This window comes from Bradyrhizobium sp. CCBAU 25360, from assembly GCF_028128695.1.
GTDB classification, from domain to species: domain Bacteria; phylum Pseudomonadota; class Alphaproteobacteria; order Rhizobiales; family Xanthobacteraceae; genus Bradyrhizobium; species Bradyrhizobium ottawaense.
Genome location: NZ_LBJA01000038.1, coordinates 343274 through 366983, shown reverse-complemented (window position 1 = coordinate 366983; position 23710 = coordinate 343274). Strand labels below are relative to the sequence as shown.

The following is a 23710-nucleotide window of genomic DNA, read 5'->3' as shown; positions in this document are numbered from 1 at the left end:
CTCTTTAAGAGGATGGATGCGCGGGTCAAGCCCGCGCATGACGGCTTAATTTGGAGCAGCCCCTTCCTATATGTCTCACATGCGTCCGCAAGACATCCTGCTGCCAGTTGCTGCCGGCCTGTGCTGCAAGCCCGGCGGCTTCCATATCGATCCCGTCCGCCCGGTCGAGCGGGCCGTGATCACCCACGGCCATTCCGACCATGCCCGCGCCGGCCATGGTGCGGTGCTGGCGACGCAGGAAACGCTGGACATGATGCGGCTGCGCTATGGCGAGAATTTCGCCGGGTCGACGCAAGCCATCAGCTATGGCGAGGAGATCCGGCTCGGCGATGTCTGCGTGAAATTCCACCCGGCCGGCCATGTGCTGGGATCGGCGCAGATCGCGGTGACCTGCAAGGACACCTGCATCGTCGCCTCCGGCGACTACAAGGACGCGCCCGATCCGACCTGCACGCCGTTCGAGCTGGTGCAATGCGACGTCTTCATCACCGAGGCGACGTTCGGGCTGCCGGTATTCCGACATGGCGATGCGAGCGATGAGGTCAAGAAGCTGCTCGCCTCCGTCGCGCTGTTTCCCGAGCGCGCGCATCTGGTCGGCGCCTATTCGCTCGGCAAGGCCCAGCGCGTGATCGCGCTGCTGCGCGCGGCCGGCTATGACGCCCCGATCTATCTGCATGGCGCGATGGAGAAGATCACCGAGTACTATCAGAGCCGGGGCATCGATCTCGGCGAGCTCAGGCCGGTGAAGGGCGTGAAGAAGGCGGCGCTCGCCGGCACCATCACGCTGGCGCCACCCTCGGCCACTTCCGATCTCTGGACGCGGCGCTTTCCCGATCCGGTCACGGCGTTTGCCTCGGGCTGGATGCGCGTGCGCGCCCGGGCGCGGCAGCGTGGCATCGAGCTGCCGCTGGTGATCTCCGACCACGCCGACTGGGACGGCCTCACCGCCACCATCGCCGCGACCGGTGCCGGCGAGATCTGGGTCACGCACGGCCAGGAAGATGCACTGGTGCATTGGTGCCAGAGCAAAGGCCTGAAAGCGCAGCCGCTCGACCTCGTCGGCTATGGCGACGAGGAGGAGAGCGAGACGGCGCTTCAAGACGAGGCCGAAGCATGAACCGCTTCGCCGAGCTGCTGGACCGTCTCGCCTACGAGCCCGGCCGCAACAACAAGCTGCGGCTGCTCACCGGCTATTTCCGCGAGGTCGGTGACCCCGACCGCGGCTACGCGCTGGCTGCGCTCACCGGCGCGCTCAGCTTCAAGCACGCCAAGCCGGCCCTGATCCGCGATCTCATCGCATCGCGTACTGATCCCGTGCTGTTCGGGTTGAGTTACGATTACGTCGGCGATCTCTCGGAGACGGTGGCGTTGATGTGGCCGAAGACGCAAGACAATGCGCAGTCTTTTCCGGGCCCCCCCTCTCCCCCGCCCTCCCCCACAAGGGGGGAGGGAGCGCAGCGGAGTGCGGCGCTGTCAGCGACCACAACATTTTTTAGTGATTCCCAAGGTGAGGGACGCACGAGCTTCTCCGTTCCCTCCCCCCTTGTGGGGGAGGGGCAGGGAGGGGGGTACTCCGGGCGAGATGCTGATGAGTCCCCTCACGCCCGCAACCACAACGACCCGCCGCCCCCAACTCTCACCGAGGTCGTGACCACGCTTCGCACCCTCGGCAAGACCGAGCTGCCGAAGCAGCTCGAGCGCTGGCTCGACGAGCTCGATGAGACCGGGCGCTGGGCGCTGCTGAAACTCGTCACCGGCGCGCTTCGCATCGGCATCTCGGCACGGCTCGCCAAGACCGCGGCGGCCGCGCTCGGCGACAAGGACCCGCACGAGGTCGAGCTGATCTGGCCGGGGCTCGCGCCGCCCTATCTCGACCTGTTCGCCTGGCTGGAGGGCCGCGGCGAAAAGCCGGTCAACCGCGATCCCGCACCGTTCCGCCCGGTGATGCTGGCGCATGCGATCGAGGACAGCGATTTCGCCGCGCTCGATCCCGCCGACTACATCGCCGAGTGGAAATGGGACGGCATCCGCGTGCAGGCGGTGGCAGGGCGCGACGAGCGCGGTCACGTCACGGCGCGGCTCTATTCGCGTACTGGCGAGGACATCACGGGGAGCTTTCCCGATCTCGTGCCGTCGGTGCGCCTGCCCGGCGCGATCGACGGCGAGCTTCTGATCCTGCGTGAGGGCCGTGTGCAGAGTTTCAACGTCCTGCAGCAGCGGCTCAACCGCAAGGTCGTCTCGCCCAAGCTGATCAAGGAATTTCCGATTCACCTGCGCGCTTACGATCTGCTCGGCGACGACGAGAACGATTTGCGCGAGCTGCCGTTCGCGGAACGGCGCGAACGGTTGGAGACCTTCATCAAGAAGCTCGACGATCCCCGCATCGATCTGTCGCCTACCGTTGCCTTCGCCAGCTGGGAAGCTTTGACTGCCGCACGCGCCGATCCCGCAAGTGCCGGTGCCGGCGAAGACGCGGACGCCGTCGAAGGCGTGATGCTGAAGCGACGCGATGCGCCTTATCTGCCCGGACGTCCCAAGGGCCAGTGGTGGAAGTGGAAACGCGATCCGCACATCATCGATGCCGTGCTGATGTATGCGCAGCGCGGTCACGGCAAGCGCTCGTCCTTTTATTCCGACTACACGTTCGGCGTCTGGACCGCGGGCGAGGGCGGCGACGAACTGGTGCCGGTCGGCAAGGCCTATTTCGGCTTCACCGACGAGGAGCTGCTGCAGATCGACCGCTTCGTCCGCCGCAACACCACGGAGAAGTTCGGCCCCGTCCGCCATGTCGTGCACGAGGGCGACAAGGGCTTGGTGCTGGAGGTGGCGTTCGAGGGCCTGCAGCGCTCGCCGCGACACAAATCCGGTGTCGCCATGCGCTTCCCCCGCATCAGCCGCCTGCGCTGGGACAAGCCGCCGCGCGAGGCCGATCGGCTGGAGACGCTGGAGAGGATGCTGAAGGCGGACGCGGCGGAGGTCGAGGTGTGAGGCGCGTGATCCTGAGCGCACGCCTCGTCCTTCGAGACGACCGCTTCGCGGTCTCCTCAGGATGAGGCTAATCGGCATCGGTGCGCGTTGAAACTGCTGCCGCGCACTCCGTCCTCATCCTGAGGAGCCCGCCTAAAGCGGGCGTCTCGAAGGATGGCGGCCGCGAAAAACTCTCATTGGGCTGCGGGAGAGACAAACCGACCGTCGAATTAAACTCCCGTAACCCGATTGACGCCCTGTTGCGGGTTCCCCATCTGCCTCGCCGTGCCCTATAATGGGTCGAATCCGCCTACAGGAGTTTGAGATGGTCCAAGACGTCAGAGATTTGCCGGCCGGCCGCAACGACGGGCTGAACCGCTTTCTCGGCGGCTCGCCGCTGGCGGTCGCGTTTCGCCTGGTCCTGCTCTCGATCCTGGTCGGTGTCGTGCTGGCCGCGATCGGCTTCGATCCCTGGAACATCCTCACCAGCATTCGCCTGTTGTTCCAGCGTCTGTGGGATCTCGGCTTCGACACCATCAACTGGCTGTGGCGCTACTTCCTGCTCGGCGCAGTCATCGTGATCCCGATCTGGCTGCTCTCGCGCGTGTTCGGCACGCCGCGCCGGTAGAGTTTTGGGAGCCCGCAGCCGATGCAATTGCGCTTTGTCGGCTGCGGCGATGCTTTCGGCTCCGGCGGCAGGCTCAACACCTGCTTCCACGTCTCGGGGCGCGAGGCCAACTTCCTGATCGATTGCGGCGCGTCGGCTCTGCCGGCGCTGAAGCGGCTTGAGATCGCGTGCGAGGACATCGATCTCATCCTGATCACGCATTTCCACGGTGATCATTTTGCCGGGCTGCCGTTTGTCCTGCTCGACGCCCAATTCTCGCGGCGGACGCGGCCGCTGACGATCGCCGGCCCGCAAGGTATCGAGACGCGGCTGCGTGAGGTGATGGAGGTGCTGTTCGAGCACTCCTCGAAGACACAGCAGCGCTTCGAGCTAAATGTCGTCGAGCTCGCGCCCGAGCAAAGCCGGACTTTCGGTGCCGTGACGGTGACGCCCTATCCGGTCGTGCACGGCGAATCCGGTGGCCCCTTCCTCGCCTACCGCATCGAGGCCGAGGGCCGCACGCTCGCCTACAGCGCCGATACCGAATGGACGGAGACGCTCATTCCGCTGGCGCATGGCGCGGACCTTTTCATCGCCGAGGCCTATATGTACGAGAAGGTGGTGAAGAACCATCTCAGCCTGAAGACCTTGGAACAGCATCTGCCCGCGATCGGCGCCAAGCGGCTCGTCCTCACCCATATGAGCGACGACATGCTGTCGCGCCTCGAGGCTCTGCCTCATATGGCGGCCGAGGACGGCATGGTCGTCGTGTTCTGACCATGCACGCGCCCGTCCATCCCAAAGTCGGCACACGCGAAGTGTTCGCCATCGCCGGTCCGGCGATGGTCGCGAACCTGACCACACCGCTGATCGGCATCGTCTCGACCACGGCGATCGGCCGTCTCGACGATGCCGCGCTGCTTGGCGGCGTGGCGATGGCCTCGGTGATCTTCGACTGCCTGTTCTGGCTGTTCGGCTTCCTCCGGATGAGCACGCTCGCCTTCACCGCGCAATCGCTGGGCGCGGGTGACACGCGCGAGCCGACCGCGATCCTGGCGCGCGGCTTCATCGTTGCCGGCCTGATCGGCGCCGCGCTGATCGTGCTGCAACTGCCGCTGGCCGCTTTGCTGTTCGACCTCATGGGCGGCAGCGAAGGTGTGACGCAGGCCGCGAAGACCTACTTCAAGATCCGGATCTGGTCGTCGCCGTTCGCGCTCGCCAATTACGTCATCCTCGGCTGGCTGATCGGCCAGGCCCGCGCCAATTCAGCCTTGATGCTTCAGGTCGTCATCAACCTCGTCAACATGGCGGCGACGATCCTGCTGGTGCTGGTCTACGACACCGGCATCGCCGGTGCCGCGATCGCCGCGCTGTTGTCGGAAGCGGTCGGGTTCGCCCTCGGCGTGATCGTCTGCCGCCATTATGCCGATGGCGGCTTCGCCGTGCCGTACGCGACCCTGCTCGACCGCGACAAGCTGTTGCGGTTGCTGGCGGTGAACACCGACATCCTGATCCGCACCGCGGCGCTGATCGCCGTATTCCTGTTCTTCACCGCCAAGGGCGCGCAGGCCGGTGACGTCACGCTGGCCGCCAACTCGGTACTCAACAATTTCCTGCTTGTCAGCGCTTTCTTCCTCGACGGTCTCGCCAACGCAGCGCAGCAGCTCTGCGGCCGCGCCGTTGGCGCGCGCGATGCAACGGGCTTTGCGGATTCGACCCGGCTGGTGCTGCTATGGGGCCTCGGCTTCGCGCTGGTGGTGTCGGGACTGTTCGCGCTGTTCGGGCCGCATTTGATCGATTTCATGACGGCGAGTGACGACGTCCGCCGTGCCGCGCGCGAATTCCTGCCGTTCGTCGTGCTCGCGCCGATCCCCGGGGTATTCGCCTTCGGCTTCGACGGCATCTATATCGGCGCGACCTGGGCGCGCGAGATGCGCAACCTGATGCTGGCTTCGCTGCTGATCTTCCTCGCCGCCTGGTGGGCGCTGCAGTCGCTCGGCAATGCCGGACTGTGGTGCGCGCTGATGGCTTCCTACCTCTCGCGCGGTGGCTTGCAGGCCGCACGCTATCCGGCGCAGTTCCGGGCGACGTTCTCGAAATCATAGCTCTCGTGTCCCGGACGCGCTGCAGCGTGAAACGCTGCTGCGCAGAGCCGGGGCACGAGAGCGCCTTACATCCCCGGCCAGTCTTCCGCCGTGAGGGTCGCCGCATCCGCGCCGACGATCTCGGACAGGGAATCCCGCCCGGTGCGAAGCAGCGTCGAGGTGAGGTCGCGCTTGATCTCGTCGACGAGGCCGAGGCCCTTGTAGATCAGCGACGAATAGAGCTGGATCAGGCTCGCGCCGGCGCGGATCTTCGTCAGCGCGGCACCGCCCGAATCCACGCCGCCGACGCCGATCAGCGGGAACGCGCCCTCGACGCGCACATAGGTTTCCGCGACCATGCGCGTCGACAGGCGGAACAGCGGCCGGCCGGACAGGCCGCCTTGCTCCTTGGCGCGCATCTCCTCCCGCAGCGTGCTCGGCCGCGCGATCGTCGTGTTCGACACGATCATGCCGTCGACCCGGCGCGAACGCGCCACCTGCACGACGTCGTCGAGCTGGGCGAGGCTCAGATCCGGCGCGATCTTGAGCAGCACCGGCGTGTCGCCAGCCTTCTGCCTGACACGCTCGCGCGCGTCGATCACCCTTGCGAGGAGATCGTCGAGCAGGGCGCCTTCCTGCAAATTGCGCAGGCCCGGCGTGTTCGGCGAGGAGACGTTGACGGTGAAATAGCTCGCGACCGGCGCAAAGGTCTCGATCAGCTTGACGTAGTCGGCGACGCGGTCCGGCGAATCCTTGTTGGCGCCGACATTGACGCCGACGATGCCGCCGTGCTGCGCGCGCGCGGCCAGCCGGCGCAAGGCGACGTCGGCGCCGTCATTGTTGAACCCCATGCGGTTGATGACGGCCTCGTCGCGCTCCAAACGAAACAGCCGCGGCCGCGGATTGCCGCTCTGCGGCTTCGGCGTCACCGAGCCGATCTCGACGAAGCCGAAGCCGAGCCGCAGCAATGCGTCCGGCACCTCGGCGCTCTTGTCGAAGCCCGCGGCCATGCCGATCGGATTGGGAAAGTTGAGCCCGAAGGCGCGCATCGCGAGCTTGGGATCGTCAGCGCGCGGCTTGACCGGCGGCAGGAAGCGCAGGCCCTGGATCGCGAGGCGATGGGCGTCTTCCGGATCGAGCCAGCGCAGCACCGGCAGCGAAAAGGCGTCGAAAGCGCGGATCACGGCAGCAGCTCCGGAGTGTCGTGGCCACCGTCCGAGCGGATGTTGAGGTTCATCACCGACAGCACCGCGCCGAGGTCGAGCTCGCCATAGAGATGTGGAAACAGCTCGTCATTGCGCGAGCGCTCCCAGCGCAACTCGCTGCCGAGTGCGTCGCCATCGACCTCGACCAGGAACAGCGCGCGCTGTCCGACATAGTGCTTGCGCAAGGTCTCGGGAACCTGGGCAGCGGTGGAGAAATGGATGAAGCCGTCGCGCGCATCGTCCGCGCTGCCCCGGTAGACACCCTGCCGTTCCGCCTCGCGCCAGGCCGAGGCCGGACAGATTTTGTAGATCTTGACCACCGCTTGCGCAGCCCTGTTTGCTCTTTGAGTCAGCTCTTTGAGTTTCTTGGGTTTTTTCGCCGCGTGCGGGTCCCCGAAACCCGGGCGCGACCGTAAAGGCCGCCCCTTCCGAACTCAAGGCTTAGAGCCTATTCCGTTCCGATGAAATCGGAACGGGGCTCTAGATTCCTATTTTGGCGCGTTTTTCCAGAGGCGAACCGCTATCCACATCACTTGAAGGCGCGCCTGCCCACCGCCTCTTGCGCGAAAAACGGAAAACCGGTTGATTTGAGGATAGTTTTCCTGAGTTGCGACGGGCTGGACCTTGCATGGTCAGACAGGCCAAAGCGCAGAGGATACTGACGCACGACCAGATCTGGGTCGCCCTGGATCGGCTGGCGGCGCGCGCCGGTCTGTCGCCGTCCGGCCTTGCCAAGCGCGCCGGGCTCGATCCCACCACCTTCAACAGGTCCAAGCGCGTCACCTCCGACGGCCGCGAGCGCTGGCCCTCGACCGAATCGATCGCAAAGGCACTGGCCGCAGCCGACTCCTCGATCGAGAGCTTTGCGCGGCTGATCGACGATGAGGCCGGCGACGGTCGCTCGGTACCGCTGCTCGGCTTCGCGCTGGCCGGCGCGAGCGGCGCTTTCGATGAGGCCGGCCTTCCATCCGGCAAGGGCTGGACCGAAACCGCGCTTCCCACCGAGGACAGCCACACCTTTGCGCTGGAGATTTCCGGCGATGCGCTGCTCCCTGCCTATCGCGACGGCGACCTCATCCTGGTCTCACCCGGCGCACCGATCCGCAAAGGCGACCGCGTGGTGGTGAAGACCAAAGGGGGCGAGGTGGTGGTCGCGACGCTCGGGCGCCGCACCGCGAAGGCGCTGGAGCTTCAGTCGTTCGATGCGTCGCAGGCCGGGCGCACGATGGCGGCGAGCGACGTAGCGTGGATCGCGCGCATCATGTGGGCGAGGCAGTGAGGGCGAGGGGACGCTCACATGCAGCGCACTCAACGCATCCACGGAGCTCTCACAGCACTTCGAAGATCTTGTAGGCGACGGCACCTTCGACGAGGTAGCCCTTGCCGACGCAGACGACGTCGTTGAGCCAGGCATAGGTTTGCGAGCCGGTCTCGAACAGCGGATTGGTGCGGAAGTAGTATCCGGCGGGATCGACCTTGGTACGTCGCGCGGGATCCGCCATCTCGGCGCGCAAAGACTGCGGCGTCACCCAGCGGCCGCCATAGGTCATGTAGATCAACTCGCCATCATGCGTCCGCAACGACAGGCGCACATCGAGGGTCATGGTACCATCGGCGCGGAATAACGCCCAGTCACCACCGCCCCGCAGCACCTCGCCGCGCAGGCGTGGCCCTTCGAACGAACCCTTGGCCGCCCCGAACAGCACGCGCTGCCCGATCGGCCCGGCGCCGAAATTGATGCGCGGATCGAGGTCGACGACGATGTCGAAGAGAAGCCTGGTCGCGAGGTCACCGACGGGCTTGATGCGGGGATCGGCCATGGTCTGACGCTCCTGTTTCGTGGATGGTGTTGCGTCGGCGGGCTACGCTGCCTGCGTGGCTTCGCCGAACAGCTTGCGCCTGACCACGTCGGTCGAAACGCCGGATTGAGCGCAGAGCTCAGAGAGATCGAAGACGAAGCGCTCATAAGCGATCTTGTCGTCGCGAAAGGCGAAGGCGATGAACACCGGCAGCTCCGCGCGGCGCCCGTTGGGCTCGGCCCCGAAGCGATCCCCCGTCATCGTCATCCGCGCGGTGCCCCAGCAGACCAGCGTGTCGGCGGAATTGGCGTGGCCGTCGAGGGTGACGTGATAGTCCGGGAAGGACTTGAAGAAGCGCGTCAGGATGCGCTGGTTTTCGGCGAGGCCTCGCGCCCTGGTGCCGAAGGCCGGCGTCTCCAGCACCATGTCGGGATGCAGAACCTCCAGCGCCGCTGGGATGTCCTGCCGGCTCTTCGCGATTGCCAGCCTTTCCGCCAGCTCGAACATGCACTTGCCGTCCACGGCTCGCCTCGTAACATTCTAAATGTCTAATACATACACAATGTATGTTATATGCGGTTTGATACCAACGCGTCAAGCGTTAGGTTGCGCGCGATGCGGGCAAAGGATCCTCCGAGAAGTCGTCGGGAAGAGTACAGCGAGGCTACCAGGCAGGCGCTGCTCGATGCCGGCCGCGAGGCGTTTGCCGCCAATGGATTTCAGGCGGCGGGCATGGAGGCGATCTCGCGGGCGGCGCGGGTCACGCGCGGCGCGTTCTACCATCACTTCGCGGACAAGAAGGCGCTGTTTGACGCCGTCGTAGTCGCCATGCAGCGCGACGCGGCCGCCAGAATCGAGGCCGCGGCGCGCAATGAACGCAAGATCTGGGATCGCCTCAGCGCGGGCATCGACGCCTATCTCGACGCCTGCGAAGAGCCGGACTACGCGCGCATCGTCATCCAGGAAGCGCAAGCCGTGCTCGGCGAGCCGCGCTATCGCGAGATCGAGGAAACCTATCCGACCGCGCTCCTGATCGCGACCCTGCGGGCGCTGAAGCGCGATGGCGAGTTGCACGCGGACGATGTCGATCTGCTCAGCCGGATGATCGACGCCATGATCTGCAAGATCGGATTGCTGCTGCCCCACGCCGACGATTCCAGGAAGCTGCGCAGAAACGGACAGAAGATCGTCGCCGCCGTGCTGGAGACCTTTCGCCAGAAGGTCTGAATCCGCTCCCGGCCCGCGTCGCCCTGCATCGCCATTGCGACTCACCGCCGCTCTCGCATAGGTTGCGGCCGATATTGCCGATCCAATTCATCTTAGGGGGATATGATGAATCGCCGTCACGCATTGAAGGCTCTGGCGGGTCTTGCGCTTTGTCCGCTCTGCAAGCCGGCCTTCGCCGCCGAAGGCGCGCATTGGAGCTATGAGGGCGTCGGCGGCCCGGCCAAATGGGGCGATCTCGATGCGGCCAACAAGGCCTGCGCGGTCGGCCTTCAGCAATCGCCGATCGACATCGAGGGGACGATCAAGTCGCAATTGCCGGTTCTGAAGCTGAACTGGGGCAAGAGCGCCGACACCATCGTCAACAACGGACACACGATCCAGCTCAACTTCGCCGAAGGCAGCACGTTGATGCTCGGCGACGTCAAGTACAAGCTGCTCCAGGTGCACTTCCACCGGCCGAGCGAGCACATGATCGGCGGCAAGAATTTTCCGATGGAGGCGCATTTCGTCCATCGCAACGAAGCCGGCGGCCTCGCCGTGGTCGGCGTGCTGATGGCCGAGGGCAGGCCGAACCCGGCCTTCGGCAAGATCGTCAAGACCATGCCGGCGGCGGAAGGCCCCGCGGTGAAAGCGGATGCGGGCATCGATCCTCACGCCATGCTGCCACCGAGGCTCAGCTACTTCCGCTATCCCGGCTCGCTGACGACGCCGCCCTGTTCGGAAGTGGTCGAATGGCTGCTGCTGACCACCCCGATTCAGGTGTCGGCCGCCGAGGTCGCCGCGTTCGCAAAGCTCTATCCGATGAACGCGCGCCCGGTGCAGAAGGATAACAGGCGCTACGTATTGCGCTCGGCCTGAGCGAGCGCTCCAATGAGCGCTGTCGTCCCGGCGAACGCCGGGACCCATACCGCGTGATCTCTCGGAGAGTGGCGGTCTTCGTACCAACGCAGGCGCAACTACGAATCTTCGCCCAACTTCTCCCTGTGGTTATGGGTCCCCGCTTTCGCGGGGACGACGATGGAGAAAGCCGTGGCCTCACGCGCTCCGCGCCAGCGCGCCGTCGATCATGTTGACGGCGTTCTGCACACCGTACACCGCGACGAAGGAGCCGAAGCGCGGGCCCTTCTCCTGGCCGAGCAGTACTTGATAGAGCATGTTGAACCAGTCCAGCGTGACCCCGGGACGGCCGTCCTTGCCCTTCTTGACCTGATCGAGGAAGGGCTCGCGGCGGCCGATCTCGTAGACGACGTTCTGGATGTCCTCGGCAGATGCGTCCTGCGCAAGCTGTGACAGCGCATCGCGCAGATCCTGCAGTGCGCTGCGCTCGGTGTCCGAGGGCACGCGGAACTGCTTCGTCGGCGCGACGAAGTCGCGGTAGTAATTGATGGCGTAGCCGACCATCGCATCGAGCTTCGGATGCGTCTGCGGCGAAACGCCCGGACGATAACGGCCAATGAAGCCCCACAGCGTCTCGGCATTCTCCGCGTTCGACGACGACACCAGCGTCAGCAGGAGCTGGAAGGTGACGGGCATATCGCCCTGCGGCGGCTTGCCGTTGTGGATGTGCCAGACCGGATTGCCGAGCTGCTGCTTGTCATCCTGCCGGGCAAAGCCGTCGATGAACTGCTGATAGTCGTCGACGTTGCGCGGGATGACGTCGAAATACAGCCGCTTGGCCGCCTTGGGCTCGCGATACATGAACAGCGACAGCGATTCCGGTGAGGCGTAGCGCAGCCATTCGTCGATAGTGAGGCCGTTGCCCTTCGACTTCGAGATCTTCTGGCCCTGCTCGTCGAGGAAGAGCTCGTAGTTGAAGCCTTCGGGCGGCGTGCCGCCGAGCGCCTTGGCGATTGCACCGGAGAGCTTCACCGAATCGATCAAATCCTTGCCGGCCATCTCGTAGTCGACGCCGAGCGCGACCCAGCGCATCGCCCAGTCGGCCTTCCACTGGCATTTCACATTTCCACCGGTGACGGGCGTCTCCACTTCCTGGTTCGTATCAGGATCGACATAGGTCACCGTGCCGGCCACGACATCGCGGCGGATCATCGGCACCTGGAGCACCACGCCCGCGGTCTTGCTGATCGGCAGGAACGGTGAGTAGGTGGCGCGCCGATCGGGGCCGAGCGTCGGCAGGATGATCGCCATCACCTTGTCGTAGGCAGCTAACATCTTGAGCAGCGTCGCGTCGAAGCGGCCTGATGTGTAGTAGTCCGTCGAGCTCGCGAACTCGTAGTCGAAGCCGAAATGATCCAGAAACGCGCGCAGGCGCGCGTTGTTGTGCGCACCGAACGAGGGGTACTCGTTGGAGAACGGATCTGGCACCCGCGTCAGCGGCTTGCCGAGATGCGCGGCCAGCATCTCCTTGTTGGGGACGTTGTCGGGCACTTTCCGAAACCCGTCCATGTCGTCGGAGAACGCCAGGAGGCGCGTCTTGACCTTGTCCTCGGTCAGAACACGGAAGGCATGGCGCACCATCGAGGTGCGCGCGACCTCGCCGAACGTGCCGATATGCGGCAGGCCCGACGGTCCGTAGCCGGTCTCGAACAGCACCTCGTCCTTCGGACTCTTCTTCAGCCGCGCGACAATGGCCTTCGCCTGCTCGAACGGCCAGGCGTTGGATTGTTCGGCGAGCGCACGAAGATCGCTCGGGCTCATGTTGGGATCGATAACGGACATTCAGAAGGGCCTCCGGGCCGCGGAAAATAGCGATTTCCGGGCAGAATGCAAAAGAACGGTTGTTGTCATTCCGGGGCGATGCGCCAGCATCGAACCCGGAATCCCGAGATTCCGGGTCTGGTCCTGCGGACCATCCCGGAATGACAATTCAACGATCTCGAGATTCCGGGTTCGCACTTCGCGCGCCCCGGAATGACGATCGATGGCTAAAACGGGCTCACCGAGAAATACCGCAGCCACAGATCGGTGTAGCGGCCTTTTTCCCAGACGCGGAATAGGGCCCAATTCAGGGCCTGGCGCAGCACGTCGTTGCCCTTGCGGACGGCGATGCCGATGCCTTCGCCGAAGAAGCGGCTCTCGACGAAGGGACCGCCGGAGAAAGCGCAGCAATCGCCGGAATCGGTGCCGTTGATCCAGAACGCCAGCGAGATGGCGTCGCCGAAAATGAAATCGACCTCGCCCTTGCGCAAAGCGCTGCGGAGCGCGTCGTCATTGGGATAGCCGTGCAGCTCGGCGTCGGTGAACATCGCCTTGAGATAGGCCTCGTGCGCGGAGCCGGCGATGACGCCGACTTTCTTGCCCTCGAGATATTCCGGGCGGATCTCCGGCATCACCGCGTCCTTGCGCGAGGCGAAGCGCGCCGGCACGCGGTAATAGGGATCGGTGAAGTCGACCCGGGCGCGCAGCTGCGGGCTGACCGCCATCGAGGCGATGATGGCATCGCCCCGGTTGGAGGAGAGCGCATCGACCAGCGTCTCGAAGCGGCGCATCTGCACGGTGCAAGTGACCTTGATCTCCTCGCACAGCGCACGGGCCAGATCGACGTTGAAGCCGGCCGGGTTGCCGTCGGCGCCGGTGAAATTGAACGGCGGATAGTCGGTCTCGGTCAGGAAGCGGATCACGGTCAGGCGTGACAGGTCCGGCCGCTCCGGTCGCCGCCGCGGATCCCAGAAGCCGGGTACGGCTTGCGGGGCGGCCTGCACCGCCCGAGGTGCGGCTTGTGGCGTCCCCTGTTGTGTTCCTTGGGGCGCCGCTGGAGGCTGCTGGGCCGGGGCCTGCGCGTCGGCGCCGGGAAGGCCTGCGAGCAGGCAGGCGCCGACGGCCAGCCCCGCCAGCAAGATACGGGCAGATTTGGACGATTTCGCCTGTTGCGATGGAGCCATCGGCCGGAAATGAACGAATTTCATTGGGATCGGAGGGCGTTATAGACCATCCCGGCGGGAACGCGAGTGCGGAATGCGGGCAAGGTGAAGGTCTGCTCCCCCCGCTTACGGGGGAGGGTCGGGGAGAGGGTGTCTCCTCTGGGCGAGAGCCCCCCAGGGGGAGAGAGCCCTCTCCCGGCGCGCTGTGCGCGCCGACCTCTCCCGCAAGCGGGCGAAGTGCACCGCGCACGAGGCGCGATTGATCCGCCGAACTAGAGATACTTCTTCAAATCCGCTGCAGCCTCTTCCGGTGTGCGCTTCAGGTTGAACGGCGACACGAAGCGGCCGTCGCGGTCCATCAGATAGATCAGCGCGGTGTGGTCCATGGTGTAGTCGCCGTCCTTGGTCGGGACCTTCTTGGCGTAGACCCGGTAGGAGGTGATGACCTTGGCCGTCTCGGCGGGATCGCCGGACAGACCTTCGAGATGCGGATCGAAGCTCGACAGATACTCCTTCATGGTCGCCGGCGTATCGCGCTCGGGATCGACCGAGATGAAGACGGCATTGACCTTGTCGGCGTCCTTGCCCAGCGCGCGCAGCACTTCCGAGATCTCGAACAGCGAGGTCGGGCAGACGTCGGGGCAATGGGTGTAGCCGAAGAAGATCAGGGTCGGCTTCCCCTTGAGGCTCTTGTCGGTGACGGCCTTGCCGTTCTGATCGGTCAGCTGGAACGGGCCGCCGACCGCGGCCGGCTGCGCCACCTTGCTGACCCCGCCCATGGCCCAGAACATGATCAGGAGGCCGATAACGAGGCTTGCGGCGAAGGCGGTCGCGATCACCAGCGGACGGGCGGCGGAACTCATGAGCGGAAAACTTCCTGTCGTGGATCAGAAGCAGGCGGCGAAACCGGTCCTGATCATCTCGAAGAACATCTGCGTGCCGTAGTGGAACCACAGCGCCAGCGCGCCGAGCACCAGCAATCCGCCGATCCCCGCGCCCGCCAACAGCAGCACGAACGGCGTCCGGCCGGCAGTGGGCGAATTGTCCTGTAGCGGATGCGACGGGTGCAGCGGTTGAGCCATGACAACGATCGGGGGCGAAGGCCCCGGTTCCCAGCCCTCAGATAAGCTTTAGCCCGCCTGCGGGCAAGGCGCCGCCGGCGGGCCGGAACGATCTCGTCAGGCTGGAAGCGTCAGCGCAGGAGCTGGCCGCGGGCGGATTCGATCTGGTCCGTTTGCGGGAGGGGCCTGCGCGACGGCTTGTTGGCCGAGGCTTGCGCGTCCAGGTAGCAGGGCTTGTACATGGCCTGGAGCTGCTTGCCCTTCAGGAAGAGCATGTGCGGGGTGAGGCCGCCCCGCTGGCTGATCCAGCGCTTCACCTGCGACGGATACATCGCGTAGAGCATCTGGGTCGCCTCAGTATTGGTGACGGCGCGGCCATTGCTGCCGAAATCCCAGGCGGCGTGGAAGCCGAGCGTCGCGCTCGACGTCACGCAGATGCGGTCATGCGGGATGGCGCCGAGGACGATGGTGCAGGCGGAGGCGCAGAGGCCGTCGATGATGACGGTGTCACCGGACTGCCGCAGGTCCTGGTATTTGTCGACATAGGTTCCGATCCGGCCACCGCGGTCATCCGCGATCCGAACCACCGCGTGAGAGGCCCCCATGCCAGCGATCAGGAGGACCGCCGCAACCAACCCCGTCAGAAACTTCATTGTCCCCCGCCCCAGTCGAATTCGAATCTGCGTGTTCGGTGGTGATGCGCGACTAGCGTCTGTCGTAACCAAGGTTTTGTCTAGGCAGGCCGGCTCGCTCAAAACAAATTCAAATCCAGTGTTGCGTCCGCGCTGCACCCGATGGGTCTCTATCCCAAAGTGGAACAAGTTAATGATGTCTTATGCGTCACACCCTTGATCTCAGTTACAACCGTTGGCTTCAATCCGGGCGACTACAGGGGGGAACCTGTGGAGGGGGAAACATGGAGGGGGAAACACATGGCTGAAGAAACTGACGCCATCGTTGTCGGCGCGGGACTATCGGGACTGGTTGCCGCAACCGAGATCGCGGATGCGGGCAAGCGCGTGATCGTGGTCGACCAGGAAGGCGAGCAGTCGCTTGGCGGCCAGGCGTTCTGGTCGTTCGGCGGATTGTTCCTGGTCGATTCGCCGGAGCAGCGCCGGCTCGGCATCAAGGATTCCTTCGACCTGGCCATGCAGGACTGGATCGGTGCCGCGGGCTTCGACCGCGACGAGGACTTCTGGCCGCGGCAATGGGCCGAGGCCTATGTGGCGTTCGCTGCCGGCGAGAAGCGGGCCTGGTTGCGGGCGATGGGCCATCGCATCTTCCCCGTGGTCGGCTGGGCCGAACGCGGCGGCTATGACGCGATGGGCCACGGCAATTCCGTGCCGCGCTTTCACGTCACCTGGGGCACCGGTCCCGGCATCGTCGAGCCGTTCGAGCGCCGGGCGCGCGAGGCGATGAAAAGCGGCCGGCTGAGCTTCAGGTTCCGCCACCGCGTCGATGCGCTTTCGATCACCAATGGCACGGTGGATGGCGTCAGCGGCGCCGTGCTCGCCCCCGACACGATCGAGCGCGGCAAGAGCTCCTCGCGGAACGTTGTCGGCGAATTTGCGCTGAAGGCGCAGGCCGTGATCGTGGCGTCCGGCGGCATCGGCGGCAATCACGAGTTGGTGCGGCAGAACTGGCCGAAGCGGCTCGGTGATCCCCCGAAATTCATGATCTCCGGCGTGCCCGAACATGTCGACGGCCGTATGATCGGCATCACCGAGAGATCAGGCGCGCGGCTGATCAATCGCGACCGCATGTGGCATTATGTCGAGGGCATCCAGAACTGGAATCCCATCTGGCCGCGCCACGGCATCCGCATCCTGCCCGGCCCCTCCTCGATGTGGTTCGACGCAACCGGCACACGATTGCCTGCGCCGCTATTCCCGGGCTCCGACACGCTCGGCCAGCTCAAATACATCATGTCGACGGGCTATGATTATTCCTGGTTCATCCTGACCCAGAGCATCATCAAGAAAGAGTTCGCGCTGTCGGGCTCGGAGCAGAATCCCGACCTGACCGGCAAGAGCTGGCGCATGACCTTGCGCCGCGCCACCAACAAGGGCGCGCCGGCGCCGGTCGAGGCATTCAAAAGCCATGGTGTCGACTTCATCGTACGCGACAAGATCGAGGACCTTGTTGCGGAGATGAACAAGCTTGCCGGCAGCGACCTCCTCAAGCTCGAGCACATCAGGATGCAGATCGAGGCGCGCGACCGCGAGATCGCCAACGCTTACGTCAAGGATGCGCAGGTGATGAACATTCACAATGCGCGCCGCTATATTGGCGACAGGTTGATCCGCACTGCCTCCCCACACAGGATCCTGGATCCCGCGCAGGGGCCCCTGATCGCGGTCAAGCTCAACATCCTCACCCGCAAGACGCTGGGCGGCTTCGAGACCGATCTCGACTCGCGTGTGTTCGGCGCCGAGGGCAGCGTCATTCCCGGCCTCTATGCGGTCGGCGAAGCCGCCGGCTTCGGCGGCGGCGGCGTGCACGGTTATCGCTCACTGGAAGGCACCTTCCTCGGCGGCTGCCTGTTCTCGGGCCGCAATGCGGGCCGGGCCGCGGCAAAAGCGGTGGGCTAGATCGTGCGGCTGTGGATGCGCATCGGGGCGGTGGTCGCGGCATTGGCCGCCGCGTCGGTCGCATCCGCCGAGACGATCGACGTCAACGGCGCAAAGCGCTCCTACACCGCGCAATTGCCGGCCAGGAAGCCGGCACCGCTCGTGATCGTGCTGCACGGCAAGACCCAGCGCGGCGCCGACATGGTAGCGCGGACGGCGTGGCCGCAGGTCGCGAAGCGCGAGGGCCTGGCCGTGGTCTTTCCGGACGGGCTCAACAATGCATGGGCGGATGCGCGAACCAAGGCGGGGCCTGCCCTGCGTGGACCGCCGGCGGGCACCGACGACGTCGCCTTCCTCGCAAAGCTCGTCGAGAAGCTCGTGGCCGACGGCACGGCCGATGCAAAGCGCGTCTTCATCGCGGGCGTCTCCAATGGCGGCGCCATGGCGATGACCATGGCCTGCGCCCGCGCCGATCTGTTTGCGGCAGGCGCGAGCGTGATCATGAACCTCACCGACGAGGCCGCCGTCACCTGCCATCCGTCAAGGCCGCTGCCGATGCTGCTCATGAACGGCACGGCCGACCTGCTGGTCCCCTACGAGGGCGGTCGCGGATCGAGCTATTTTGCCGCGGACGGGTTCTGGTCGACCGAGGAGACGCTGGCGTTCTGGCGCAAGCTCAATGGCTGTGAGACCGACGATGCCAGCGTGACTGACATGCCCGACAAGGCGCCCGCAGACCAATCGACAGTGACCCGGATCTCATCGCGCTGCCCGAGGGGACACGACGTCGTGCTCTATCGCATCAACCATGGCGGCCACCGCATGCCTGGATTTTCTCCGGATGCCCGCTTCCCGAGGGTCGCAGCCGGCCTGCTCGGGCCGCAGAACGGCGACATCGATGGCGCCGAGACGATCTGGGCTTTTTTCAGTCAGTTTCCGTGAGGCGCACATGCTCGGCGGTGACGGCATGCGTGCGGGGCAACGCATGCGCCGCAGGCAACGCATGCGTGCCCGGGGTGGCACGGCGCGAGGTGCTGGGCTAGACAGGGCCGCCATTCCAGTGAGGAGATCCGCAAATGAGCATTCAGCGTTTCGAAACCGGCCCGCGTATGAGTCAGGTCGTCGTGCACGGCAACACCGTCTATCTCGCCGGTGTCGTCGCCAACAAGGCCGCCGGCGAAAGCGTGACCAAGCAGACCCAGGACATCCTGGCCACCATCGACGGCCATCTCGCCAAGGCCGGCACCGACAAGTCGAAGCTGCTCTCGGCCACGATCTACATCACCGACATGAAGACGTTCGGCGAGATGAACGCAGTGTGGGACGCCTGGGTCTCGGCCGGCAATACCCCCGCCCGCGCCACCGTCGAAGCCAAGCTGGCGGCGCCGCAATACACCGTCGAGATCATGGTCACGGCCGCGAAGTAATCCTCACGACCAATTCGCATGCGAATGGAGCGCGATGACAACATCATCGCGCTCCATTTATTTCGCGCAACGATGACCTGCGAGGTAATCGATCGGCGCGCGCGATCCTTCGATAGTCAGGGACAGCCGAATACGGCGTCATCGAAGGAGAGCACCATGACCGACCCCGTCACCATCGCCCGCCGCTACATCGAGCTCTGGAACGAACGCACGGCCGGCCGGCGCCGCGAGCTGCTCAGCGACAACTGGACGAGCGATGCGAGCTATGTCGATCCCCTGATGAAGGGCGACGGCCCCGACGGCATCGAGGCGCTGATCGCAGGCGTGCAGCAGCGCTTTCCCGATTTCAAGTTCAAGCTGATCGGCGAGCCCAACGGCTACGGCGATCACATCCGCTTTTCGTGGGGACTTGGTCCCGATGGCGCCGACAGCCCGATCAAGGGCACGGATTTTGCCGTGCTGAAGGACGGCCGCATCCGAAGCGTGACCGGATTTCTCGATCAGGTGCCGGCCGGGGCGTGAGACCGCTGGTCCCCCTCGCTCGGGCGGGTAATCGCATCTGAGAGCGGTTCCTGAGGCCATCCTTCGAGACGCCCGCCGTTGGCGGGCCCTCAGGATGAGGGTCGAGTGCGCGGCTGCGGTTTCAACGAGCACCGATGCTGCTTAGCCTCATCCTGAGGAGACCGCGAAGCGGTCGTCTCGAAGGACGAGGCGCGCGCTCAAGTCGCGCAAAATGCCATATGTGATTGTCCTCCTCGTATAGAGGAGGGCAGCACCCCTCGACGAAGCCATCCCTACGGCTTACCTGTCATGCCGTGCCGCCCCGTATCCTCCAAACATCGGCCGAGCCGGCCGCGCTGCTGCCGAGCCGCTTCCAGCAATGGTTCGCAGCCCGCGGCTGGTCGCCGCGCGCGCATCAATTGGCGCTGCTGGAGAAGGCGCGCGAGGACGCTAGCGCGCTGCTGATCGCACCGACCGGCGCCGGCAAGACGCTGGCGGGATTTCTGCCGACGCTGGTGGAGCTTTCGACCGAGGCAGCCGAACGGAAGGCGGGTGAGAAACAGAGCCTCGTCTCCACCGGCCGCACGCTGCAGCGTACCGGCGGCCTGCACACGCTCTATATCTCGCCGCTGAAGGCGCTCGCCGTCGACATCGCGCGCAATCTGGAGCGGCCGATTGCGGAGATGGCGCTGCCGATCAAGGTCGAGACCCGCACTGGCGACACGCCGGTGTCGCGGCGGCAGCGGCAACGGCGTTATCCGCCTGATGTGTTGCTGACGACGCCCGAGCAGCTCGCACTGCTGCTGTCCTCGGATGATGCGCCGTTCCTGTTCTCCTCCCTGAAGCGCATCGTGCTCGACGAGCTGCACGCGCTGGTGACGTCCAAGCGCGGCGATCTGCTCTCGCTCGGGTTGGCGCGGCTGTGGCGGCTGGCGCCGCAGATGCGCGCGATCGGCCTGTCGGCAACGGTGGCCGAGCCGGATCAGCTCGCGCGCTTCCTGGTGCCGCAGCCCGGTGGCAAGGAAGCTGCCGCCGACATCGTCATCGCCGGCGGCGCGGCGCCACCTCTGGTCGAGATGCTGGATACGCGCGAGCGACTGCCCTGGGCCGGCCACAGCGCGCGCCACGCGCTCCCTGAGATTTACGAGCTGATCAAGGCGAACAAGACCACGCTGGTCTTCGTCAACACCCGCAGCCAGGCCGAGATGCTGTTCCAGAATCTCTGGAGCATGAATGACGACGGGCTCGCGATCGCGCTGCATCACGGCTCGCTCGATGTCGCGCAGCGCCGCAAGGTCGAGGACGCCATGTCGGCGGGACGCCTGCGCGGCGTGGTCTGCACCTCTTCGCTCGACCTCGGCGTCGACTGGGGCGATGTCGATCTCGTCGTCAATATCGGCGCGCCCAAGGGCTCCTCGCGCCTGATGCAGCGGATCGGCCGCGCCAACCACCGCCTCGACGAAGCCTCGCGCGCGGTGCTGGTGCCGGCCAACCGTTTCGAAGTGCTGGAGTGCCGCGTCGCCATCGATGCCATTGCCGAGAACGCGCAGGACACGCCACCCCTGCGCACCGGTGCGCTCGACGTGCTGGCCCAGCACGTGCTCGGCTGCGCCTGCGGCGAGCCGTTCCTCAGCGATGATCTGTATGGCGAGGTCTGCACCGCCGCGCCTTACGCAGACTTGTCGCGGACGGATTTCGATGACGTCGTCGATTTCGTCGCCTCCGGCGGCTACGCGCTGAAGACCTATGAACGCTTTGCCCGCATCAAGCAGGACAAGCAGGGCCGCTGGCGCGTCGCCAATCCCAAGGTGCGGCAGAGCTACCGGATGAATGTCGGCACCATCGTCGAGGACGACATGCTGAAGGTGCGCCTGGTGCGTTCGCGCCGTGGCGGAGCGGGGTCGACCGGCGTGATCGCGCGCGGGGGGCGGTTGCTCGGCGAGATCGAGGAAGCCTTCATCGAGGGCTTGAGCCCCGGTGACACCTTCGTGTTCTCAGGCGAGATGGTGCGCTATGAAACCCTGGTCGAGGACCAGGTCTATGTCTCCCGCGCCAACGACAAGGACCCGAAAGTGCCGTCCTATATGGGCGGCAAGTTTCCGCTCTCGACCTATCTCGCCGAGCGCGTGCGCCGGTTGCTCGATGACGGCCGCGCCTGGGGCGGCTTGCCGGAGCAGGTGCGCGACTGGCTGTCGCTGCAAAAGGACGTCTCGCGCGTGCCGGCGGTGCGCGAACTCCTGGTCGAGAGCTTTCCGCGCGCAAACAAGCACTACATCGTTTGCTATCCCTTCGAGGGCCGCCTCGCGCATCAGACCCTCGGCATGCTGCTGACGCGCCGGCTGGAGCGCGCCCGCGCCCGGCCGCTCGGCTTCGTCGCCAACGAATATGCGGTGGCGATCTGGGCGCTCGGCGATCTCTCCTTCATGATCCGCGACGGCCGGATCGACCTCAATGCGCTGTTCGACCCTGATATGCTCGGCGACGATCTGGAGGCCTGGCTCGCCGAATCCGCCCTGATGAAGCGCACCTTCCGCAATTGCGCGATCATCTCCGGCCTGATCACGCGCCGGCACACCGGCGAAGAGAAGAGCCGTCGTCAGGTGTTGTTCTCGACCGATCTCGTCTACGACGTGCTGCGCAAGCATCAGGCCGATCACGTCCTGCTGCGCGCCGCGCGCGCCGATGCCGCCACCGGCCTGCTCGATTTGCGCCGCTTGGGCGACATGCTCGCCCGCATCCACGGCCGCATCACGCACCGGGAACTCGACCGCGTCTCCCCACTGGCGGTGCCCGTGATGCTGGAAATCGGTCGCGAGTCAGTTTATGGCGAAGCTGCAGACGAGCTTTTGGCCGAAGCCGCCGTTGAGCTCGTCAAAGAGGCGATGGGATAGCAGCAGGTTTTGACGTGACGATTGGCGCGCAGGTTTCAGGAGACGTCGACGACATGCGCGTGTCCACAGTCACCATCAGCGATGTGACGTTCGCTGCCGATCTCTCCGGCGCGCTGTTCTGGGAAGAGCAGCGCCTGCTCGTCGTCTCCGACCTGCATCTGGAAAAAGGCTCCAGCTTCGCCGCCCGCGGCGTGCTGCTGCCGCCCTACGATACGCTGGCAACGCTGAGCCGTCTCGCTGCTGTCATCTCCCGCCATGATCCCGGCGTGGTCATCGCCCTCGGCGACAGCTTTCATGACCGCACCGCGCATGAGCGGTTGTCGCCGGATAATCGCGATGCGGTCACAGCGCTCCAGACCGGCCGCGACTGGATCTGGATCTCCGGCAATCACGATCCGATGCTGCCGCGCGATCTCGGCGGCACCATCGCCGACGAGGTCGCGATCGGCCCGATCACCTTCCGTCATGAGCCCACCGGGGCGCGCGGCGAAATCGCCGGCCATCTCCATCCCAAGGCGCGCGTCTCCGCGCGCGGCCGCTCGATGGAGCGTCGCTGCTTCGCCTCCGACGGGATGCGTGCGGTGATGCCGGCGTTCGGCGCCTATGCCGGCGGCCTCAGCATCCGCGACGCCGCCTTCGCAAAGATCTTTCCCGCCAACGGTTTTGTCGCCCATCTGCTCGGCGACCGCCGTGTCCACGCCATCGCGGCCTCGCGCTGCTCCTGAGGCGAAAATTGGGACAGCACTACGTTCAGTAGTTTTCCGGAATCGCACAAGCCCGTCGCCGGTTCTAACGTTAGGCCTGCCGGGGCTGGAATTTCTGATCCCGAACAAGATTGTAACCGGCAAGGGGCCGCTGCGAGGCGGCCCCTTTCATTTCCGGCGATCAAAACTTTCGCGGACCGTTGCCGGGTTCGGAACAAATTAAGAACACTTTAGCAAGTCTTTGATATATCATTGTGATTCGGCGCGTTGCCGGCACAATATCTAGCGTCTGTCAGACTTGCGAGGACTACATGTCCCCCATCGCCTTCGATCAATTTGCCCTCACCCGCATCGCCGATTTCGCGCGCTCGCTGTCGCGGCTGCATCAGGCGGCGCGGCGCCAGAGGATCGATGACGACCAGTTCGACCGCGAGTTCAACGCGGTGTGCCAGTCGATCTGGGGTTACACCATCGACGATGTCAGCGACGAGCTGTTCTCGACCGAGGATCATCTGTTCCTGGACACGCTCGACGAAGCGCATGCGCGCATCTTCGCGGCCGAGCAGGGATACGACCTCGTCGGCGATCAGGGCATGCTGACGGATTGGTGGGGCTTCTGCTGGATGATCCTGGCCGAGAAGCGCGGCCTCTTGACGCCGGACAACCGCGCCGCCGCGCGCGCGGCGATCGAGGAGAAATATCTGGCGGCGCCGAACGTGATCGGGGTGATTATCGGGAGGTGATCGCCGTGCCCCGGACAAAGCGCAGCGCTCCTTCAGCGGTGCGCTGCAGAGCCGGGGCCCATCTCGCGGCATTCTGGGTCCCGGCTCTGCGTCGCATCGCTTC

General features: G+C 65.3%; 24 protein-coding genes. 15 read left to right on the top strand and 9 right to left on the bottom strand.

Annotated elements, in window-relative coordinates; translation table 11 throughout:
- Positions 1–79: 79 nt before the first annotated feature.
- The 5 genes from XH81_RS17675 to XH81_RS17655 all read left to right on the top strand — a co-directional run bounded on the left by XH81_RS17675 (position 80) and on the right by XH81_RS17655 (position 5679).
- The gene (locus tag XH81_RS17675) at positions 80–1117 is read left to right on the top strand and encodes a ligase-associated DNA damage response exonuclease (RefSeq protein WP_049801937.1); all 1038 of its coding nucleotides are present in this window, start codon (positions 80–82) and stop codon (positions 1115–1117) included.
- Positions 1114–2988 (top strand): ATP-dependent DNA ligase, encoded by a 1875-nt coding sequence (locus XH81_RS17670; RefSeq protein WP_028140882.1) that lies wholly within the window; start codon positions 1114–1116, stop codon positions 2986–2988. The genes XH81_RS17675 and XH81_RS17670 overlap by 4 nt, the downstream gene beginning before the upstream one ends.
- A gap of 304 nt (positions 2989–3292) precedes the next feature.
- A complete protein-coding gene (locus XH81_RS17665; protein WP_028140881.1) occupies positions 3293–3595 on the top strand; it encodes a DUF6460 domain-containing protein in 303 nt (100 codons plus the stop codon).
- Positions 3596–3616: 21 nt separating this feature from the next.
- Entirely contained in the window at positions 3617–4351 is a 735-nt protein-coding gene (locus XH81_RS17660) for an MBL fold metallo-hydrolase (RefSeq protein WP_028140880.1), read from the top strand.
- Between the two features lie 2 nt (positions 4352–4353).
- A complete protein-coding gene (locus XH81_RS17655; RefSeq protein WP_028140879.1) occupies positions 4354–5679 on the top strand; it encodes an MATE family efflux transporter in 1326 nt (441 codons plus the stop codon).
- A 65-nt stretch (positions 5680–5744) separates the two neighbouring features.
- Here the strand turns inward: XH81_RS17655 and XH81_RS17650 are convergent, their stop codons facing one another.
- Both XH81_RS17650 and XH81_RS17645 read right to left on the bottom strand, forming a co-directional pair.
- Positions 5745–6842, bottom strand: a complete 1098-nt coding sequence (locus XH81_RS17650) for a quinone-dependent dihydroorotate dehydrogenase (RefSeq protein WP_028140878.1) — start codon at positions 6840–6842, stop codon at positions 5745–5747.
- Positions 6839–7183 (bottom strand): DUF952 domain-containing protein, encoded by a 345-nt coding sequence (locus XH81_RS17645; protein WP_018320827.1) that lies wholly within the window; start codon positions 7181–7183, stop codon positions 6839–6841. The genes XH81_RS17650 and XH81_RS17645 overlap by 4 nt, the downstream gene beginning before the upstream one ends.
- Positions 7184–7491: 308 nt before the next feature.
- Here XH81_RS17645 and XH81_RS17640 point away from each other — a divergent pair, with 308 nt between their 5' ends.
- Positions 7492–8142 carry a S24 family peptidase gene (locus tag XH81_RS17640; RefSeq protein ID WP_028140877.1) on the top strand — a complete coding sequence of 217 codons (651 nt, stop codon included), beginning with the start codon at positions 7492–7494 and terminating at the stop codon, positions 8140–8142.
- A 49-nt stretch (positions 8143–8191) separates the two neighbouring features.
- Here the strand turns inward: XH81_RS17640 and XH81_RS17635 are convergent, their stop codons facing one another.
- Positions 8192–8683, bottom strand: coding sequence for a DUF3237 domain-containing protein (locus XH81_RS17635; RefSeq protein WP_038973201.1), 492 nt, complete (start codon positions 8681–8683; stop codon positions 8192–8194).
- Positions 8684–8725: 42 nt separating this feature from the next.
- Positions 8726–9184 carry an ester cyclase gene (locus XH81_RS17630; RefSeq protein WP_028140875.1) on the bottom strand — a complete coding sequence of 153 codons (459 nt, stop codon included), beginning with the start codon at positions 9182–9184 and terminating at the stop codon, positions 8726–8728.
- 93 nt (positions 9185–9277) lie between these two features.
- Between XH81_RS17630 and XH81_RS17625 the strand changes: the two genes are divergently transcribed.
- Together XH81_RS17625 and XH81_RS17620 are read left to right on the top strand one after the other, a co-directional pair.
- Positions 9278–9889, top strand: a complete 612-nt coding sequence (locus tag XH81_RS17625; RefSeq protein WP_049801938.1) for a TetR/AcrR family transcriptional regulator — start codon at positions 9278–9280, stop codon at positions 9887–9889.
- Positions 9890–9994: 105 nt separating this feature from the next.
- Positions 9995–10747, top strand: a complete 753-nt coding sequence (locus XH81_RS17620) for a carbonic anhydrase (RefSeq protein WP_028140874.1) — start codon at positions 9995–9997, stop codon at positions 10745–10747.
- 177 nt (positions 10748–10924) lie between these two features.
- Here XH81_RS17620 and XH81_RS17615 read toward each other — a convergent pair whose 3' ends face one another.
- From XH81_RS17615 to XH81_RS17595, 5 genes are all read right to left on the bottom strand, one after another.
- The gene (locus XH81_RS17615) at positions 10925–12568 is read right to left on the bottom strand and encodes a lysine--tRNA ligase (protein ID WP_028140873.1); all 1644 of its coding nucleotides are present in this window, start codon (positions 12566–12568) and stop codon (positions 10925–10927) included.
- Positions 12569–12774: 206 nt separating this feature from the next.
- Positions 12775–13731, bottom strand: coding sequence for a transporter substrate-binding domain-containing protein (locus XH81_RS17610; protein ID WP_028140872.1), 957 nt, complete (start codon positions 13729–13731; stop codon positions 12775–12777).
- A 251-nt stretch (positions 13732–13982) separates the two neighbouring features.
- Complete coding sequence (locus XH81_RS17605) at positions 13983–14573, bottom strand: SCO family protein (RefSeq protein ID WP_028140871.1); 591 nt, start codon at positions 14571–14573, stop codon at positions 13983–13985.
- A 24-nt stretch (positions 14574–14597) separates the two neighbouring features.
- Positions 14598–14792 carry a hypothetical protein gene (locus tag XH81_RS17600; RefSeq protein ID WP_028140870.1) on the bottom strand — a complete coding sequence of 65 codons (195 nt, stop codon included), beginning with the start codon at positions 14790–14792 and terminating at the stop codon, positions 14598–14600.
- Positions 14793–14902: 110 nt separating this feature from the next.
- Entirely contained in the window at positions 14903–15424 is a 522-nt protein-coding gene (locus tag XH81_RS17595) for a hypothetical protein (protein ID WP_028140869.1), read from the bottom strand.
- Positions 15425–15703: 279 nt separating this feature from the next.
- Between XH81_RS17595 and XH81_RS17590 the strand changes: the two genes are divergently transcribed.
- From XH81_RS17590 to XH81_RS17560, 7 genes are all read left to right on the top strand, one after another.
- Positions 15704–17362, top strand: a complete 1659-nt coding sequence (locus XH81_RS17590) for an FAD-binding dehydrogenase (protein WP_028140868.1) — start codon at positions 15704–15706, stop codon at positions 17360–17362.
- Positions 17363–17365: 3 nt separating this feature from the next.
- A complete protein-coding gene (locus XH81_RS17585; protein WP_028140867.1) occupies positions 17366–18283 on the top strand; it encodes an alpha/beta hydrolase family esterase in 918 nt (305 codons plus the stop codon).
- 134 nt (positions 18284–18417) lie between these two features.
- Positions 18418–18768: a RidA family protein gene (locus XH81_RS17580; protein WP_018320814.1), complete on the top strand. Its 351-nt coding sequence runs from the start codon at positions 18418–18420 to the stop codon at positions 18766–18768.
- Between the two features lie 156 nt (positions 18769–18924).
- Entirely contained in the window at positions 18925–19290 is a 366-nt protein-coding gene (locus tag XH81_RS17575; RefSeq protein ID WP_028140866.1) for a nuclear transport factor 2 family protein, read from the top strand.
- 293 nt (positions 19291–19583) lie between these two features.
- Complete coding sequence (locus tag XH81_RS17570) at positions 19584–22160, top strand: ligase-associated DNA damage response DEXH box helicase (RefSeq protein WP_028140865.1); 2577 nt, start codon at positions 19584–19586, stop codon at positions 22158–22160.
- 53 nt (positions 22161–22213) lie between these two features.
- Entirely contained in the window at positions 22214–22885 is a 672-nt protein-coding gene (pdeM, locus tag XH81_RS17565) for a ligase-associated DNA damage response endonuclease PdeM (RefSeq protein WP_049801939.1), read from the top strand.
- A 290-nt stretch (positions 22886–23175) separates the two neighbouring features.
- Positions 23176–23607, top strand: coding sequence for a hypothetical protein (locus XH81_RS17560; protein WP_028140863.1), 432 nt, complete (start codon positions 23176–23178; stop codon positions 23605–23607).
- The last annotated feature ends 103 nt before the right edge of the window (positions 23608–23710 follow it).

Bases quoted from the DNA above. Each gene is read 5' to 3' on its own strand.
- XH81_RS17675 (WP_049801937.1), top strand. From the start codon at position 80: ATGCGTCCGCAAGACATCCTGCTGCCAGTTGCTGCCGGCCTGTGCTGC.
- XH81_RS17670 (WP_028140882.1), top strand. From the start codon at position 1,114: ATGAACCGCTTCGCCGAGCTGCTGGACCGTCTCGCCTACGAGCCCGGC.
- XH81_RS17665 (WP_028140881.1), top strand. From the start codon at position 3,293: ATGGTCCAAGACGTCAGAGATTTGCCGGCCGGCCGCAACGACGGGCTG.
- XH81_RS17660 (WP_028140880.1), top strand. From the start codon at position 3,617: ATGCAATTGCGCTTTGTCGGCTGCGGCGATGCTTTCGGCTCCGGCGGC.
- XH81_RS17655 (WP_028140879.1), top strand. From the start codon at position 4,354: ATGCACGCGCCCGTCCATCCCAAAGTCGGCACACGCGAAGTGTTCGCC.
- XH81_RS17640 (WP_028140877.1), top strand. From the start codon at position 7,492: ATGGTCAGACAGGCCAAAGCGCAGAGGATACTGACGCACGACCAGATC.
- XH81_RS17635 (WP_038973201.1), bottom strand. From the start codon at position 8,683: ATGGCCGATCCCCGCATCAAGCCCGTCGGTGACCTCGCGACCAGGCTT.
- XH81_RS17625 (WP_049801938.1), top strand. From the start codon at position 9,278: ATGCGGGCAAAGGATCCTCCGAGAAGTCGTCGGGAAGAGTACAGCGAG.
- XH81_RS17620 (WP_028140874.1), top strand. From the start codon at position 9,995: ATGAATCGCCGTCACGCATTGAAGGCTCTGGCGGGTCTTGCGCTTTGT.
- XH81_RS17615 (WP_028140873.1), bottom strand. From the start codon at position 12,568: ATGTCCGTTATCGATCCCAACATGAGCCCGAGCGATCTTCGTGCGCTC.
- XH81_RS17610 (WP_028140872.1), bottom strand. From the start codon at position 13,731: ATGGCTCCATCGCAACAGGCGAAATCGTCCAAATCTGCCCGTATCTTG.
- XH81_RS17605 (WP_028140871.1), bottom strand. From the start codon at position 14,573: ATGAGTTCCGCCGCCCGTCCGCTGGTGATCGCGACCGCCTTCGCCGCA.
- XH81_RS17600 (WP_028140870.1), bottom strand. From the start codon at position 14,792: ATGGCTCAACCGCTGCACCCGTCGCATCCGCTACAGGACAATTCGCCC.
- XH81_RS17595 (WP_028140869.1), bottom strand. From the start codon at position 15,424: ATGAAGTTTCTGACGGGGTTGGTTGCGGCGGTCCTCCTGATCGCTGGC.
- XH81_RS17590 (WP_028140868.1), top strand. From the start codon at position 15,704: ATGGCTGAAGAAACTGACGCCATCGTTGTCGGCGCGGGACTATCGGGA.
- XH81_RS17580 (WP_018320814.1), top strand. From the start codon at position 18,418: ATGAGCATTCAGCGTTTCGAAACCGGCCCGCGTATGAGTCAGGTCGTC.
- XH81_RS17575 (WP_028140866.1), top strand. From the start codon at position 18,925: ATGACCGACCCCGTCACCATCGCCCGCCGCTACATCGAGCTCTGGAAC.
- pdeM (WP_049801939.1), top strand. From the start codon at position 22,214: ATGCGCGTGTCCACAGTCACCATCAGCGATGTGACGTTCGCTGCCGAT.
- XH81_RS17560 (WP_028140863.1), top strand. From the start codon at position 23,176: ATGTCCCCCATCGCCTTCGATCAATTTGCCCTCACCCGCATCGCCGAT.